Source organism: Bacillus silvicola, assembly GCF_050524305.1.
In the GTDB taxonomy this organism is placed as follows: Bacteria; Bacillota; Bacilli; order Bacillales; family Bacillaceae_G; genus Bacillus_A; species Bacillus_A cereus_AT.
Window position 1 is genome coordinate 123,784 of sequence record NZ_JBNGVC010000003.1, and the last position, 16,371, is coordinate 140,154.

A 16,371-nucleotide genomic window follows, 5' to 3' on the forward strand; every position below is an offset into this window, starting at 1 on the left:
TTTTCCATAAATTAAACAGATAGCGGAGACCGCTACAACAGTAGGATCGAGCAGAATAAAGGATCTAGTCATTGGGACATACAGTCGCAGCATTCTATCGGAACGATATGAATATGATCAAGCGGGTAACCGTACATCTGATGGAACATACACCTACACATGGAATGAAGCAGACCAGCTTATTGCCTTAACAAAAAAAGGGGAAAGTCAGCCGTTCGCAACATACAAGTATGACGATGATAACCGTCGTATCGAAAAGAATGTAAGCGGTCAAATTACACGTTACTTCTATGACGGTGACAGTATCAATCCATTATATGAAACAGATGGAAATGGAAATGTCCTTCGTCAATATGTATATTCCATCGATGGTGTACGTCTGGCGATGAAGTCACAAGGACAAACGTTATTCTACCACTATAGCCCACGTGGCGACGTAGTAGCAATGACGGACGCAAATGGACAAGTCGTAGCAAATTATGAATACGATGCATGGGGCAATATCTTAAAAAGTGACACAAAAGGAATCGCAGCAGACAATCCATTTGGTTATGCAGGATACATGTATGATAAAGAAATTGGCATGTATTACTTAATGGCTCGTTACTATAACCCAGACCATGGTGTATTCATCTCAGCAGATCCAGACCCAGGTGATGAGGATGATCCTGTTACACAAAATGGGTATACGTATGCAGATAATAATCCAGTCATGATGACCGACCCGGATGGTCATGCATCATGGTGGATTGCCTCTGGAGTTGCCGGTGCCTTGGTAAATGGAGGATCGTATGCTATAGCCCATTATAAAAAGCATAAAACCTTAAAAGGTATAAATAAAAAGCAATTAGCTATAACAAGTGCTCGTGGTTTTGTGGGTGGAGTTATTGGTGGAGCCGGTGGCCGTTTAGCAAAAGCTGCTACTTTAGGAAGAAAAAGTACTATGTTCCTTAGTGCTCATACTGGGGTGGCTGGATATGCAGTGGCAACGTCACGTAAAGATTATAGCGGTAAAGGATTGGGAAGAGATCTTGCATACGCGATGACTGGGAATAAAGGTTATGTAGCACTAAATTATGCAACAACTTATTATGAAAATCGTTCTAAGAAAAAAAGTACACCAAAGAAAAAACAAAGTTCTAAAAAAAGGAGAAGATAGTTTGATTCTAAATATAATTATAAATCAAATATTATTAATGAAATATACGGAAAATTATATGTAAGTATGCTGAATTTGGAGTATACAGCTTTTTAAGTTATAAAAAGGAATGATAAATTATGGTAGATTTTATGTTAGATTTGTTTATTTTTTTTATGAGTATTTCGTTTATATGGCTAGGATTTAAACTAGATAAACAGAGTTATAAAGAAAATCGCATGTTTATTTCATTGTTCAGTTTAACAGGTTTGTTTCCAATTATTCTATCTATAAGTTATTATTTGTTTAGAATGTTTGCAATAGGTTTAGGTTTTACGTTCTTGTATTTATTGTTTACAGGAGGGTTTGAATAACAGCGCTCACGTTATTAGCATGAGCTAATAATGGTTCTGGTGCAAATATCATCAAATAAAAAAGAGAACAACAGATTTCGTTATATATCCCAGGCTGTTGAAAAAAAACTGAACACATGTCATTTTTATAGAATGCAATACAAAAAATGACATGTATAAATGTAACATAAAAAAATTGCTCTTTATCCGGTTCTTTTTAGACAGGTAAAAAGCGATTTTTTTCATATTTTGGCAAGTTGCTGTGAGATACGCCTGCATTTGAACAGACTCCCTTGTAAGCATACTAGCTTGGCAGTGTTAATTATTGAGTTTTATAATTTGAAATGACAAAAATTGCAATGTATAAAAAATAAGGGGTTAACCATGGTCGATTTTCTTTTAGATTTGTGTGTTTTTTTTATAGGTATTGGTTTTATATGGCTAGGATTTAAACTAGATAAACAGAGTTATAAAGAAAATCGTATGTTTATTTCATTGTTTAGTTTAACAGGTTTGTTTCCAATTATTCTATCTATAAGTTATTATTTGTTTAGAATATTTTCAATAGGATTAGGCGTTATATTAGTCTATTTATTCTTTACTGGAGAACTTTCGTAAAAATATGTGGAGTATGAGGGAGGAGGATTTATGTACCTTTTTAAGATGATTTTAGGGCTATGTTTCGCACTATACTTAGTATATACAACTTTAAAAGATAAATATTTTTTTCAGCTGGGATTGCAGGAATATTATTTTTAGCAGGATTATTGGCTATAACAACAGATATTTTAAATAATATTTCTTTTTTGGTTCAATTTATGGTAGTTGTTGTTCTAGGTATAGGATTTGTATTTGCATATAAGTATGAATCAGGAGAAGAATGAAATTATTTCCCTTAAATTTATGAGAAGAGATGACGTGCTTTTGATGGAAGAGGAGTGTCGCCTAAGTGAAGAAAGTGATAGGGTAAATATAAATGATAAATATTTATGTTGTAGACAATTTTTTTCCAATAATATTAAACTATCTGATCCGGATAGTTTTAATATTATTAGGATTAGGTTTGATTCTTAAGTGTATAAAGCAAAGACTCTTTTTATCAGCAGTACTTATGGTATCTGCACTCGCTTTACTTATTATTGCTACTTTTACAGACATTTTAACATCGGTACTAACAGATGTTCCTCTCACAGTACAATATTTTAGTGTAGTAATCTTTACGATAGTTTATTGTTGTATATTTGATTATGAGTTATCCCGTAATTAAATAACGTAGAACTAGAAGTGAAACACTATACTATTGTGAGGTTATAAAGATTCTGTTGCTAATAAGTTTTGTAACATCAAACTAGATTAGGGATTTGTCACTAACTATAATGTTTTGCCCATCCCCTCGAAAAAGCAAGCTTTTCTTTTAAGAAAGCTTGCTTTTTTCTAAGCTATATTCGTATTCTTTGACTCTTCTATAAAATGTATTACTCTTCATTCCTACTCTTTGCATTGCTTCTACTGCAGTAATGTTATGATTTTTCCATTCTTGATAAGTTTCTATAAAATTATCATCAATTTCAACTTTTTTGCGGCCAAATTTAACTCCTTTTTGAAGTGCAATTGTAATCCCTTCTTTTTGTCGTTCACGGATCCTTTTTCTTTCATCTTCAGCCATATAACTTAATAACTGTAAAATTAAATCTGAAATAAGGGTTTCAATTCCATTTAAATCTTTATATTTCATAGTGTTAAGAAGGGGCATATCTAACACAACGATATCAATTTCTTTTTCCTTAATTAATTCTTGCCATTCGTCTAAAATCATTTGTTTATTTCTTCCCAAACGATCTAGTGATTGAATATATAAAACATCTCCATTTCTCAACATACGCTTCATAAGTTGATATTCAGGCCGTTTGAAATCTTTTCCACTCGCTCTTTCTATAAAGATGTATTCTTCAGGAATACTTATTTCTGATGCAGTCGCAAGTTGTCTTTCAATGGATTGATCTTTACTACTTACTCTAATATAAAAAAATTGCTGAGGAATCATTTATTATTCAGAAAAAAGAACAAGATACTGCAGGGACAACCGTTGTACACTTACAACAAACATATAATGAGATTCCAGTTTGGGGATCTACACAAGTAGCACATATCAATAACAAAGGTATATTGACAGTGTTTTCTGGAACTGTAATACCTGAATTAGATAAAAAGCTCTCACATCTAAACCCGAAAATCTCCTCTGAAGAAGCCATTTCTATTGCGGAAAAAGATTTGGGTTTCACACCAAAATATGAAACAAATCCAACTAGTACACTTACTATTTATAACCATGATAATGAAGCAGCATATGCTTATATTGTACAATTAAATTATCTATCTCCAGAGCCTGGGAACTATGTTTATTTTGTTGATGTTGAAACAGGAAAGGTTTTATCAAAATACAATTCTATCCATGACGTGACCTCTGATCAAGGTACTACTGTTACTGGAACGGGGAAAGGTGTATTAGGTGATTATAAATATCTCAATATGCTTGATTCAGGAAATTCCACATTTTCTTTGCAGGATATTACCCGTGGCAAAGGCATATTTACATATGATGCAAAAAATCAAAGCATAATTCCCGAAACAGTTTGGAATGTCTCAGATCGTACATTATATTCTGATTATGATGCTCCAGCAGTTGATGCTCATTACTATAGTGGTTTAGTATATGATGTCTATAGAGGGTATTTCAATAGAAACTCTTATGATGATAAAGGTGGAGCCATACATTCAGTTGTACACTACGGTAAAAACTATAACAATGCATTTTGGAATGGGCAACAAATGGTATATGGGGATGGAGATGGAGAACGATTTATTGCATTATCAGGCGCAATTGATGTTGTAGGTCATGAAATCACACATGGGGTTACCCAATATAGTTCTGGCTTAATTTATCAAAATGAATCGGGTGCATTAAATGAATCCATATCTGATCTTTTTGGGACATTAATGGAACATTATGCCTATAGGGAACCAGATTACGAAATAGGAGAAGATGTGTACACACCAAATACGCCACAAGATGCACTTCGTTCTATGAGTGATCCATCCAAATACAACCAACCTGATCATTATTCCAATCGTTATAGTGGACCTGCAGATAATGGAGGGGTTCATATTAATAGTGGAATTATTAATAAATCAATGTATTTATTAGCAGAAGGTGGAACACATCATGAAGTAGTCGTTCCTGGCATCTCCTTATATAAAGTAGTTCAAATTTATTACCGCGCTAACACGATGTACTTTACACAAAATACATCGTTTAGTCAGGCACGAGTAGCAGTTATCCAAGCTGCAGCAGACTTATATGGGCAAAATTCAACTGAAGTCAAAGCAGTAAAAAAATCTTTTGATGCAGTAGGAATTTATTAAACTTTAAAACTTTGTGCGAAAAATAGGTTCTTTTGCAAAGCTTTAAAAATTAGCTGTTTTTTCATCTTCACACACATCCTTACGGATGACATGTTCAACTTACATGATAACTGTATTTTGTTGTAATAGAACTATAGGTAACTCCCCATGGTTCTGGTGCAAAAATTTCAAGGTAATTGCAAATAATCTCTAAATCTTGGACATACTGATACTATTACTCTAAAAAGGTGTGTGATTGGGGTTCTGTTGCAAAGTTTCTTGACATCAAATTAAATGAGGTATTTGTCACTAACTATTATGTAATTATAAATAATTTTTGTAATTCACTGCACGTCGAAAAACAGGAGCTTGATGTAAACCTCCTGTTTTCCTTATATAAAGCATGAACGGTTTCGATTCCTTTGATTGTACGTGAAGCATGCCGAAAATTTTGAAATCCTGCGGATTTGGCAAAGCGGCGTTTCACATGCCTATGGTCCTGTTCTATGAGATTATTCAAATGCTTGATAGTACAAGTTGTATGTTTATAAAAACCTTGTTCCTTTAATTTTTTGAATGCACAAAGTAACGCTGGTGCTTTGTCTGTTGTTAGAACCATTGATTCTTCAAACATTTTCACTAATCTCTTCATAAAGGCATATGCAGCATGATGATCCCGTTTTTTACAAAGTTGAATATCCAATGTGTACCCTCCCTTATCTTGGATCGATTTAAAGTCTTGTAAACGAAAATAACCTAAGTCACGAATATATAGTTCATTCTTTTGTGTCATGTCCATTCGAGTCGCCCCATATGCCTGATCACCTCGTTTTCCTGGCTCAATTTTCACATCAGAAAGCTCTCCACTCAACAAGTCCTACTCTAATTGAATTTTTACACCAGCTGTATGACTACAGCCTCCGACACCAGGATAAGTAGCTGCGAATCGATCTGGAACTTGAAAGGTTGTAGAATCAAGGATGCGAATTCGCTCAAAGTAAGCAGAAAGATAATGAGAAATTGTAGATGATCCCCCAATTTTAGCTTGTAGAAGTGTAGTAAATACATTTCGAAAGAAGGCTACAGAAGCCGAGTTAAATCGTCGATTAAGTCCCTCAGGACTTAATAAAATTCCTGTTGAAGTTTCTAATTGACTACAAAGTTGAGTAAGAAAGGTTGTAGCGATTTGTTGATTTAACCATACACACAAAGATAAAAAATGGTGCCCCTGGCACTTACGTTTGCGTTTCATTCCACCTGATTCTATAGCTAATTGATTAAGTGTAGCGGGAGACATATATCGATATAACTCTTCGGCAAATAAAGACAGCTCTTGTTTTTGATACATACTCATAAAAAGCACGTCACCCTTTCTCATTAGCATAAGAGAATAGTAACGTGCTTTTAAGTTTAAGAATAGTCTAAATCCTTAAGTTGATGGATGTGTGGCAGTACCCCCTATATCCATACATGCACAAGCCAAAAAAACGCCGCCTATACTGTTTCCAGTAAGGTCCCTCATGGTAATTGTTTCTCCAGATAAATGTGTTAATAAAGTATATAAAACAAAGAAAATAAAGCCTGAAAATATCGATTTTCGTATCAATGTTTTATTATTTGCAAAAAGTAAGTATATTTTTTTGATTTTCATCATTACAAATTCGTAATTAAAACTTTTTAGCAGAACCTGTTAACCTTCGGAAATCATCAGATGTCATCTTATTATCTTTTTAATAATTCTGATATATTGTAGACAAATTTCGACAATATATGCTATATTTTACCCAAGTATCAAATAGTTAGAATATTCAAACCGATTTGGTGGTAACTATAATATTTGTTTGAAATTTATCTCATTTTGATGCTGTTTGTGAAGTAGCTTTATATTCAACTAGAGAGGAGGCAATGTAAAAAAGTATAAGAGTGATTAACCATTATGAATATGCATTACACCAACTGTTTCGTATGATTCAGAAGGATTTTAGACAGTGGCTCCTAATTAAATTCAGTGATTAGGGTAGATTGATTGTTTTTACTTTATTACTAGTTGCATTTTCAAAGTATTCACCTTGAAGTTTTCTTGTTGAATTCTTGTTTATTGGACAGTATTGAAATTTAATACTATAAGGAGTGTTTTTATTTGAAGAAAACAAATATTGCAAAAGGTGCCTTGGATTGTTTGATTTGATTAACTACTTTAATGGGGAATACAATTTATACACCAACTGAAGTAAAAGCGGAAGAAATGCAAACTATGATTAGTGAAAATAATATATATATAATCGCTTGAGTACAGATGGGAAATCCCATGGAGACTATATTAAAAAGCATGCTCCCGTTATTTATCAAGATGTGAATGCCAATCATGATGTTAGAGCAGATTTAATTACACGATTTGATGTAGATGGGGATTGGAGAATGAATAATCAGTGGCATACAATTGGAAAACATCCTCAAGTTCCATATGTATATACTTCTGTTCAAGAAACCAAAACTCACCTATTTTTAGGATATTATTTTTATCATGTGCGTGATGATGGTCCAGCTGTTTGGAATCCGCATGCGAATGATTTAGAAGAGATGATAATCGCGGTTCGAAAAGATGGAAATTATGGTGTGCCAGTAGCTATGGAAACAATTAGTCATTCTGATTTCCTACGATATCGCTTAAATGATCCCGACCTACAGTCAGGACATGTTGGAATAGAAAATACGCCAGTTCGTTTATCAGAAGGTAGACATCTAGAAGTATTTATTTCTTCTAATGGTGGGGCGTTTCTATAAATAAACATGGACATGATGTTAGAGCTTTTACTGGAAATGAAGATGTTGGAAATGATGCGATTGTTTATAAAGTTGGTGAAAATCCATCTGGTGAACCGAATCAATTTTCACCGAAGTGGCAACACACCTATAATTATGGCACCTTACCAATAGAAGAAATATGGGATAAAAAATATATAAGTCCTCCTTATATCTTCGACATAGCTAGTTCCCCTCTATATTTTTGAATAATGGGTCTGTATCGTATATTCGGAAAAATTTATCATGATGATTTTTTAAAGAGGACTTATATAGAAAGGAGAGATTTATATATAAGTAATATGGATTCTGGATAAACTCAGCTAAGTTCTGTTGTAACTATCGATTAAATTCATTTCATTTAGGAGGGATAATATGAAATTAATATCAAAAATAGTAATGACTGCGTTAATTGTATTAAGTACATTTGCATTCAACTTAGGTGGACAATTTGATAAGAGTTTTCTTTCTACCTCAAAAGCATATGGGGATGTAATCCAGGCACTTCCACAAAATGCTTCAAATATAGAGTTAGATTATGCTCCTGTGTATGACTACGACACAGACGGGTGTTATGCGACTGCAGCAATTTCTCCAGATGGCACGACTAACCCTGGCCTAAGTATGAGCGGTTCTCCGAGCAGTAGCTGTAGAGATCTTCGCCAACTGGAAAATTCAAACACTTATTCTCGGGCCAAATCAAATAATGGTTGGACTGCAATTATGTATGCGAGTTACTTTGAGAAAGATCAAGCGGTTTCCGGCTCTGGTTTGGGTGGTCATCGACATGACATGGAACACACAATAGTTTGGGTTAAAGATGGTCAGGTTCAATATGTAACTTATTCAGCACATGGTAACTGGTACACTAAGCCTCGCTCAGACGTTAGATTCAGTGGAAACCACCCGAAAATTGTATACCATAAGGACGGCGGCTTGACACATGCTTTTCGCCTGGCTAATAGCAATGACGAGCCGCCAGAAAACCATTATCACCAGTGGCTCCATCTACCAATGGTTGGTTGGGATGGCTATCCAAGCCTAGCTATTCGAGAAAAACTAATGACTACGAACTTTGGATCTGCAACAATTGAGATCAAAGATGGAAATTTTGAAAGATCCCTTGATAAAGCAAAGCCACCCATTAACTTTGACCCTTACGCACCGGAACTGGAAGATGGTGGTGCTTATCAAATAGTTTCTACTTTAAATAATAGTAGTGTCGTTGACTTAAATCAAGCAGATGGAAATGTTCTGTTGTGGCAAAATGGCAACGGTAATAATCAAAAATGGAAGCTAGTATATGATTCAAATAAAAATGCATATCAATTTAAAAGTGTAACAAATGAAAATTTAATATTAGCTTGGAATGATTCTAATGGTTCCAATAATGTAGTTGCTACATCTAATCAAAATAAGGAAGAGCAATATTGGATACCAACAGAAGCAGGAAATGGATATTATTATGTAAGGAATAAGAAGGATCCAAACAAAGTGTTAGATGTAAGTGGTTCTGGTACTGCAAATGGAACAAATGTTACAGTATATAATTTCCATGGTGGTAATAATCAAAAATTCAAATTGTCTAATGTAACAGGAAATTTAACAAGAGAGATAGATTCACTTTATCGTGCGCAGCCTGGTCAAAGCAGCAGATCAAGTAATAATTTTTCACTTGAACATCTTGCGGCAGGTACCAAAGTACGAGTTGTTTTAGAAGGAGAAGGTGCTACCTCTTTGTCATTTAACGTTTCAAGAGATAAATCAGGTGCAGACTCAAGAATTTGGTCAACTGTTAGAGATGGTTCTATTCTAACGATCCCTTCAGGAGATGATAGAAAGAATTTGTATATCTCAGGCCCTCCTAGCGGATATACTTCTAACGGTACATTTAAAGTGAAATTCTACGCTCTTCCAAACTAAAAAATATGGTTCTGGTGCAAAAATAAAATAAAAAAGAATACAGCACATATATTCCTAACGGAATCATATCTTATGCTGTAAGTCCGAACAATTGATGGATGAATTCTTTCTGATTTTGGACAGACTGGTTCCGTAAATCAATCTGTTCTTTTTTCATCATATGCATGGCTTCTACTCCAGAAACAATGGATGTTGCTGAGTCAAAGCATTTGAAACCCAATATAGAACGGATTCGCTTCTTTATAAAGCGATGATCTTGTTCTATTATGTTATTCAAGTACTTTTGTTGTCTAATTCGCATACCGTTAGGTATGCTTTTTTCTTTTTTCAACTGTTCAATTGCTATAGGATAAGCTGGATTCTTATCGACTGTTATAACACGAGGATTTGAAACATGAAAAGAACGCAAAGCTTTCTTGAAAAAGCGCTTTGCAGCCTTATGATTTCTTGTTTTGCTTAGGAAAAAATCGATTGCTTTTCCTTTCGAATCAACAGCACAATACAGGTACATCCATTGACCCTTTACCTTGATATATGTTTCATCGACTCTCCAAGAGTCATTTGTTTGAGGTAACGTCGGATCCATTTGTCCAATTCAGGGCCATACTGATGAACCCAATGCATAATCGTTGTATGAGAAATGGATAAACCTCGTTCCTCCATCATTTCTACCAAATCACGAAAGCTTAAATTGTACCGCAGGTACAAACGTACAGTTAACAAAATAATATCAGGCTGATAGTGCTTCCATTTGAACAAATTTTTCTTTTCCATACCAATCACACACCTTTTTAGAGTAATAGTATCAGTATGTTCAAGATTTAGAGATTACTTGCAATTGCCTTGAAGTTTTTGCACCAGAACCCCAAAAACAACATTAAGTATTAACAGACTTAATAGATGAAAATCTCGTTTTTAGGGTGAAAATTCGTATAAGCTTCATGGGCATGTATGGTGACTCAAAAGTCCTCATCTTGAAAGAACATAATCTATTTGCTCTGAAACGCGTACCATAATTTATACTGGCTATGAATTTTTCAAATAAAGAAATGAGGGAAGCGACATGAAGATAATCGCAATTGACTTAGATGGTACTCTGTTATCTGAGAACTTATCTATCCAAGAAAAAGACGTAAACGCCTTAAAGAAAGGACAAAAGCAAAATCATATTGTAACAATCGCGACAGGAAGGGCTTTATTTGATGCAAAACACATCATTAATAAATATAATTTAAATTGCCCAATCATTGCATCAAACGGAGCTCAAATCTATGTAGATAACCAAAAAATATATGAACATTTTATGGGTTCAGATATAACTCGACCTATCATACAATGGCTAAACAAAGAAAATATCTATTATCAAGTGTATTTATCTGACAAGATTGTCGTATCAAATCAGGGAATTCATCAATTAGAAAAGCAGCTATATGATGTAGTAAATCAAGATTCCCATTTTAATAAAGATATGTTTTGGGAAACTATTAAAGCTCAAATCTATCAATATGGTTTAGAAGAAGTTTCTGGTATAATTGACCCTATAGATTACCGTTTGGTCATCAAATTTATGATTGTTTCTCCAAACAGAGGTAAGCTAAAGCAAGCAAAAGAATATTTTAGTCAAATGGACGGGTGTGTCGTATCTAGTTCTGGATCATTCAACCTAGAAATTATGAGTACAGGGGTAGATAAAGGAGTAGCACTACATAAACTTTGCGAATATTACAGAACAACTGTAGCAAATGCAATAGCGATTGGTGACAATCTAAACGATATGCCTATGTTTAAAGTAGCAGAAATAGGGATAGCCATGGGAAATGCAGATGAAAAACTTAGTAAAGTGGCTACTTTCAGAACGTTACCAAATTATAATTGTGGTGTAGCTTATGCTTTCGAGCATTATATCCAAACGTCTGAGGAAGAAAACCACAACTCAGTTCGGAGTATACAATCATGAACTATTTCTTTCAAAGATGTCTAATTTATATTATTGGATTATTTGTTTTATCCCTAGGTGTTGTTTGTATGATTAAGTCCAATGTAGGAATTGCTCCATGGGATGCCTTGAATGTTGCATTATCAGAACGAATCGGACTTACAATTGGATTATGGGTTTTCATTATTGGTGGAATCCTTATTTTTATAAATAGCCTGATAAAAATGAAACTTCCTAATATAGCAGGTTTTATTCCTATCTTCATCATTGGGACTTTTGTTGACCTTTTAAACTTGAAGATTCTCTCATCCGTAAAAGTAGATGTTTTACTTTTTCAGTGGAGTTTATTTTTTATAGGACTATGTATACTAGCCTTAGGAATTGCTATTTACTTACGGGCATCTCTTCCCTCCGTACCAAATGATGAATTGATGTTAGCTATCACTGCACGTACAGGTTGGGGTATTAATATTACAAAAACTATTGGGGAAGCTATAGCTTTTGTACTTGCAATTGTACTCCAAGGTCCGGTTGGATTAGGAACCATTATTGTACTACTATGTCTTGGGGGAATCGTAGGTCTATTTGATCAACTATTACACAAGATGGGAATGCCACGTTCTATTTATAGTAAGGGGTACAATCAGGAGAATTTGGATCTATAGCAATAAGCCATTGAGTTAATAAATATTTGCTGATTTTTATAACGCTAAACAGATTTTAGTTTTTGATATAAATCATATGGGATAAGATAAAAGCCTATTTTAAGCGATTTTGATTTTGTCTCACTAGGGTTAAACCTCAATGAAACATAGAAAGAAGCATTGATATACAAGGGTTCTTTTTCTTAACGTTGTAAAAAAGAAAAATCCTGACGCTACCTTAGTAAGGAATAATAGTAAGGAGTAATAGTAATGACTAATATTACAGAGATAGCCAAAAAAGCAAAAGTGTCTCGAACAACAGTATCTAGGGTCCTCAATCATCATCCTTATGTCAAACCTGAAAAACGAAATGCTGTTTTACAAGCCATGAAGGAATTAAATTACGTTCCGAACCTCAATGCTATAAACTTATCCAAAGGAAAGACGAATGTATTTGGGGTAATTGTACCTAAAATTAACCATCCGTTTTTTAGTAATTTAATTGAGGGAATAGGTGAAGAGTGTAGTAAGCATAGTTATAGTTTACTCGTGCACCAGTCTAATAACGATCCTGCACAAGAACTAGAGTTTTTCAACAGATTAAAATACAAGCTTGTTGATGGTCTTATTTTAGGGTCATGTATAAGTCCTTGCCATATACTCGATGAAGTATCTTATTTTGGGAAAATCGTTTCCTGTGAAGCTTCTGAAAGTAAACAAATTGCAAATGTATTTATTAATCACGAGTCCGGAATCCAAATGGCTATTAATCACTTAAGAGATCAAGGACATCAGGCCATTGGTCTATGTATAGGAAATCTTAAAAGTGGTGTGGGAATGAGTAGAAAAAAATCATTTTTTCACTATCAAAAGGAATACGGATTAAAATGGAGAGATAATTGGTACTTTGATGAGCGGTATACAATTGAGGATGGAATTGAAGTAGCAAAAATACTACTAGAACAGTCGAATCGTCCTACGGCTATAGTTGTAGGAAGTGATTATGTAGCTGCCGGAATCATCTACGAAGCTAAGAATCAGGGAATACGGATACCTGAAGATTTGGCAGTTATAGGATTTGATAATCAGCCAATATCGAAAGTAGTGGAGCTTACAACGATACATCAACCCATTAAAGAGTTGGGTGAGACAGCGGCAAATTTATTATGTAATTTAATTAATAATAAAGATGTTCCAACCATTAATACATTAGAACTAGAGTTTATTAAAAGAAAGTCCACATAAGAAAAGACCACATTCAAAATGAAGTGCACCCCAATTGTTAGACTGTGTCTAACAATTGGGGTGCACTTTTTTATGGCTAAATTTTTTCAAAAAAAAAACAAGCAGTGCGACGTTATTTAGAGGGGACTGAAGATGGGGGGACAATTGCTAAATCTGTAGGTATTGATTCTAGAGAGCTCTATCAATGGATTAAACGATATGAATTTTTAGGTGAAAAAGCTTTTGAAAAGCGCTATACATCCTATTCTTCTGAGTATAAACTAGATGTACTTCATTATATGAATAAACAAGGAACATCTATCAGGGAAACGGCGGCACTTTTCAATATTCCTTCTTGCGAAACACTTCGGAAATGGAAAGTAGCTTATGAAACAGGAGGATTGGATGCCTTACAATCAAAGAAAAAGGGGCGTACATCCATGGAAAAGAAAAAAACAAATACAACTAAAGAGAAAAGTGTAGTGGTAGGTTCAATAGAGGCGCTACAAGCGGAAAATGATTGTTTACGTATGGAAAATACATATTTAAAAAAGTTGAATACCTTAGTTCAGAACAAATGAATAGAGGACTAGATAATCTTTGGGTGATCCCAATTAATGAAACAGTAGAAAAAATTAAAACGGGACATGCATTTTTAGAAGGAAAAAGCATTAAAAAAATTCAAGAGGGATAGAAAAAATCAACTTATTTTGCTAAAGAAAAAAATTGTATTGAAACATTGATTTCAATACACTTCCTCTGATATCCTCAAAATCCACAACAAAAGTATACATTCAAAACACATTATAATAAAGGGTAAATGAAACTTATTTTAATAAAAAAAGAGATGGAGAATCCATCTCTTTTTTTGTTTCAGTTTTCTACTTTAGATGTTTGTAAAGACACCCATTTTTCTTTCAATGTTATTAAATCCTTCGTCACAAATAACGGCTTGTGCTCACTTGGTGGTTTGTTTCCCTTTGGATTAATCCAGATGGCAGACATTCCTGCATTAATCGCACCCACTACATCATTATTCCAAGAATCACCTATATATACAGCTTGTGCTGGCTCGATTCCATACTGTAAGAGTGGTATATGAAAGGATTCTCGTTGCGGTTTTTCAACCCCTATCTCCTCTGAGATAAAGATTTCTCTTTCTGTAAACACTTTATCCAGATGCAATTTAATGAGTTTAGATCGTTGTTCATTGGCTTTTCCATTTGTGATAATACCAACTTGATAAGTTTGCTTTAATTCTCGTAGATACGCATTGACAGCTTCTTCTGGCTTCACTAAATAGATAAGCTGGCTGAAGAACTCACGGAAGTAAGTATCCGCCTCTTCTACACTAACTTCCTGATTAAAATGTTTAAGTGTATGAATAAGACGTTGTTGCCTGACTTCATCTAAGGAAATATGCCCCTGATGGTGCAACTCCCAAAAATGATGATCATAGTGTCGATAGTGAGAAAAAAACTCCTTAACTGGCAGATGCTTTGTGATATTAGACCGATAAAAGGTATCTGTGGTGGCTTGCGTCCAATAAGTCTCAAATGAAAACAAGGTATTATCCAAGTCAAAGAGCACTAGTTTTATATCTTGTAACATACGATTCTCCTTTATCCGGTTATATTTACGAGCTAACTTCTTTCTTTATAGAGACTGTGACAGATCGTGACTGTTCAAATTTAAGCCATAGGATCGCAATTACCATGATTGCCAATCCCGAAATCCGCATAACATTTGGAATTGGTCCCCAGATAAACCATGTTAATAACATTGCGACTGGCAATTCAGTCGTTGTTAATGTCGCCATCATAACAGAGCTCACATTTTTTGCAGCATAGGACAGAAGTTCAAATGCTATAATCTGCCCCAGAATTGCTGTGATGAATCCAAACGACAAAGCATCCGCTGTGAAAAGATGTAATTTTTCATACTGGCCGAAACAGAAAACCAAGACCATGATTGTAGCAATAAGGAAGATAAACACTTTCGTGAACGGATGATCTGTTATCTTTTGCAGACTAAATAAATTTGTTGCAAATGATAAACCTGCTGCAAATCCATAAAGTAACCCCGGTACAGTCACATGTGCTAATGTTCCACCTATCAGCAAGAAAGTTCCCATCCATAACAGTATAATGGCTACTATATGTTTGCCTACCACTAGCTCTTTATTAAACAGAATCCCAAACAGAAAAAGAATCCACGGATATTGAAATAAGCCTAGTGATGCAATACTCGGATCTGTTAATTGGATAGAGTTATAGTAAAACAATCCTGTTAACACTGTCGTAATACCAGCTATCCAATTGTACGGGTTCTTGATTAATGACATATATGGTTGTGAAATACTGTTTCTTTTGTTAGCGAACAGGAACTTACCGATAAAATAGAGAATCGCAAACCCGAATTGATAAATGAGTAAGTCCAACGTTGTTAACCCCGTATTATTTGCTACTTTTACGACATTGGAATTTACTCCAAACACAATACCAGCGATAAGGGCAGCCCAGGCTCCCAGCCTAGAATTTACTTTGGACATACTGTTATCTCCTTACGTAAGGCAGGTAATGTGAACTTGGTAATGCCTGTGCCTAAATATTCTGACTCTTGTGTATCAATTGGGATCCATTTATATGCTCCAATTTCATTATCTGGTGTCGGTTCACCCGTTATTTTTACAACATACACTGTTAAAAACATTGACTCCGTTCCTAACATAGATTGTGTTTCAAAATCACCTAGCAAAGTACTCGATACAACCTCCAACTGCAATTCTTCTTGCAGTTCCCTCCTCAATGCTTCTAAATCGGCTTCTCCATCCTCGAGTTTACCTCCAGGTAGCATATAATGATCAGGAGATTTCTTCTTACTCACTACTAATAATTTATTATCCTTTACGATTGCTGCCCCAATTTTTCGAATCATAGTACCTAACGC

Annotated in this window: 10 protein-coding genes and 6 pseudogenes; 9 read left to right on the top strand and 7 right to left on the bottom strand. The window is 34.5% G+C overall.

The window, feature by feature from the left end; genetic code table 11:
* Positions 1 to 112: 112 nt before the first annotated feature.
* Positions 113 to 1,159 (top strand): annotated as a pseudogene (locus tag ACP6L7_RS09585) (RHS repeat-associated core domain-containing protein); the annotation flags it as partial.
* Positions 1,160 to 2,905: 1,746 nt separating this feature from the next.
* On the opposite strand, the gene ACP6L7_RS09590 reads toward ACP6L7_RS09585, so the two are convergent.
* Positions 2,906 to 3,535, bottom strand: a complete 630-nt coding sequence (locus tag ACP6L7_RS09590; protein WP_430529109.1) for a recombinase family protein — start codon at positions 3,533 to 3,535, stop codon at positions 2,906 to 2,908.
* On the opposite strand from ACP6L7_RS09590, the pseudogene ACP6L7_RS09595 reads away from it, so the two are divergent.
* A pseudogene (locus tag ACP6L7_RS09595) lies at positions 3,514 to 4,914 on the top strand (M4 family metallopeptidase); the annotation flags it as partial. The gene ACP6L7_RS09590 and the pseudogene ACP6L7_RS09595 overlap by 22 nt on opposite strands.
* A gap of 295 nt (positions 4,915 to 5,209) precedes the next feature.
* Here the strand turns inward: ACP6L7_RS09595 and ACP6L7_RS09600 are convergent.
* Together ACP6L7_RS09600 and ACP6L7_RS09605 are read right to left on the bottom strand one after the other, a co-directional pair.
* Complete coding sequence (locus ACP6L7_RS09600; protein WP_430529136.1) at positions 5,210 to 5,596, bottom strand: DDE-type integrase/transposase/recombinase; 387 nt, start codon at positions 5,594 to 5,596, stop codon at positions 5,210 to 5,212.
* Positions 5,594 to 6,247: pseudogene (locus ACP6L7_RS09605) on the bottom strand (IS4 family transposase); the annotation flags it as partial. The pseudogene ACP6L7_RS09605 and the gene ACP6L7_RS09600, both read right to left, overlap by 3 nt.
* Before the next feature lie 1,064 nt (positions 6,248 to 7,311).
* On the opposite strand from ACP6L7_RS09605, the gene ACP6L7_RS09610 reads away from it, so the two are divergent.
* Entirely contained in the window at positions 7,312 to 7,677 is a 366-nt protein-coding gene (locus ACP6L7_RS09610) for a hypothetical protein (protein ID WP_430529110.1), read from the top strand.
* Between the two features lie 393 nt (positions 7,678 to 8,070).
* Positions 8,071 to 9,618, top strand: a complete 1,548-nt coding sequence (locus ACP6L7_RS09615; RefSeq protein WP_430529111.1) for an NPP1 family protein — start codon at positions 8,071 to 8,073, stop codon at positions 9,616 to 9,618.
* 70 nt (positions 9,619 to 9,688) lie between these two features.
* Here the strand turns inward: ACP6L7_RS09615 and ACP6L7_RS09620 are convergent.
* Positions 9,689 to 10,392 (bottom strand): annotated as a pseudogene (locus ACP6L7_RS09620) (IS6 family transposase).
* 289 nt (positions 10,393 to 10,681) lie between these two features.
* Here ACP6L7_RS09620 and ACP6L7_RS09625 point away from each other — a divergent pair.
* From ACP6L7_RS09625 to ACP6L7_RS09645, 5 genes and pseudogenes are all read left to right on the top strand, one after another.
* Complete coding sequence (locus ACP6L7_RS09625; protein ID WP_430529112.1) at positions 10,682 to 11,575, top strand: Cof-type HAD-IIB family hydrolase; 894 nt, start codon at positions 10,682 to 10,684, stop codon at positions 11,573 to 11,575.
* Positions 11,572 to 12,219 carry a YczE/YyaS/YitT family protein gene (locus tag ACP6L7_RS09630; RefSeq protein WP_430529113.1) on the top strand — a complete coding sequence of 216 codons (648 nt, stop codon included), beginning with the start codon at positions 11,572 to 11,574 and terminating at the stop codon, positions 12,217 to 12,219. Before ACP6L7_RS09625 ends, ACP6L7_RS09630 begins: the two co-directional genes overlap by 4 nt.
* Positions 12,220 to 12,468: 249 nt before the next feature.
* Positions 12,469 to 13,443 (top strand): LacI family DNA-binding transcriptional regulator, encoded by a 975-nt coding sequence (locus tag ACP6L7_RS09635; RefSeq protein WP_430529114.1) that lies wholly within the window; start codon positions 12,469 to 12,471, stop codon positions 13,441 to 13,443.
* A 72-nt stretch (positions 13,444 to 13,515) separates the two neighbouring features.
* Positions 13,516 to 13,988, top strand: a pseudogene (locus tag ACP6L7_RS09640) (helix-turn-helix domain-containing protein); the annotation flags it as partial.
* Positions 13,976 to 14,116 (top strand): annotated as a pseudogene (locus tag ACP6L7_RS09645) (GNAT family N-acetyltransferase); the annotation flags it as partial. The pseudogenes ACP6L7_RS09640 and ACP6L7_RS09645, both read left to right, overlap by 13 nt.
* A 179-nt stretch (positions 14,117 to 14,295) precedes the next feature.
* On the opposite strand, the gene ACP6L7_RS09650 reads toward ACP6L7_RS09645, so the two are convergent.
* From ACP6L7_RS09650 to ACP6L7_RS09660, 3 genes are read right to left on the bottom strand one after another with little or no spacing between them, the layout of a single operon-like run.
* On the bottom strand, positions 14,296 to 15,033 hold the full coding sequence (locus ACP6L7_RS09650) for an HAD family hydrolase (RefSeq protein WP_430529115.1): 738 nt from the start codon (positions 15,031 to 15,033) through the stop codon (positions 14,296 to 14,298).
* Between the two features lie 25 nt (positions 15,034 to 15,058).
* Positions 15,059 to 15,973 (bottom strand): DMT family transporter, encoded by a 915-nt coding sequence (locus tag ACP6L7_RS09655; protein ID WP_430529116.1) that lies wholly within the window; start codon positions 15,971 to 15,973, stop codon positions 15,059 to 15,061.
* Complete coding sequence (locus tag ACP6L7_RS09660; protein WP_430529117.1) at positions 15,961 to 16,359, bottom strand: NUDIX hydrolase; 399 nt, start codon at positions 16,357 to 16,359, stop codon at positions 15,961 to 15,963. Before ACP6L7_RS09660 ends, ACP6L7_RS09655 begins: the two co-directional genes overlap by 13 nt.
* Positions 16,360 to 16,371 lie beyond the last annotated feature (12 nt).

Excerpts from the sequence above, each read along its gene's own strand:
- ACP6L7_RS09590 (WP_430529109.1), bottom strand. The coding sequence starts at position 3,535 with ATGATTCCTCAGCAATTTTTTTATATTAGAGTAAGTAGTAAAGATCAA.
- ACP6L7_RS09610 (WP_430529110.1), top strand. The coding sequence starts at position 7,312 with ATGAATAATCAGTGGCATACAATTGGAAAACATCCTCAAGTTCCATAT.
- ACP6L7_RS09615 (WP_430529111.1), top strand. The coding sequence starts at position 8,071 with ATGAAATTAATATCAAAAATAGTAATGACTGCGTTAATTGTATTAAGT.
- ACP6L7_RS09625 (WP_430529112.1), top strand. The coding sequence starts at position 10,682 with ATGAAGATAATCGCAATTGACTTAGATGGTACTCTGTTATCTGAGAAC.
- ACP6L7_RS09630 (WP_430529113.1), top strand. The coding sequence starts at position 11,572 with ATGAACTATTTCTTTCAAAGATGTCTAATTTATATTATTGGATTATTT.
- ACP6L7_RS09635 (WP_430529114.1), top strand. The coding sequence starts at position 12,469 with ATGACTAATATTACAGAGATAGCCAAAAAAGCAAAAGTGTCTCGAACA.
- ACP6L7_RS09650 (WP_430529115.1), bottom strand. The coding sequence starts at position 15,033 with ATGTTACAAGATATAAAACTAGTGCTCTTTGACTTGGATAATACCTTG.
- ACP6L7_RS09655 (WP_430529116.1), bottom strand. The coding sequence starts at position 15,973 with ATGTCCAAAGTAAATTCTAGGCTGGGAGCCTGGGCTGCCCTTATCGCT.
- ACP6L7_RS09660 (WP_430529117.1), bottom strand. The coding sequence starts at position 16,359 with ATGATTCGAAAAATTGGGGCAGCAATCGTAAAGGATAATAAATTATTA.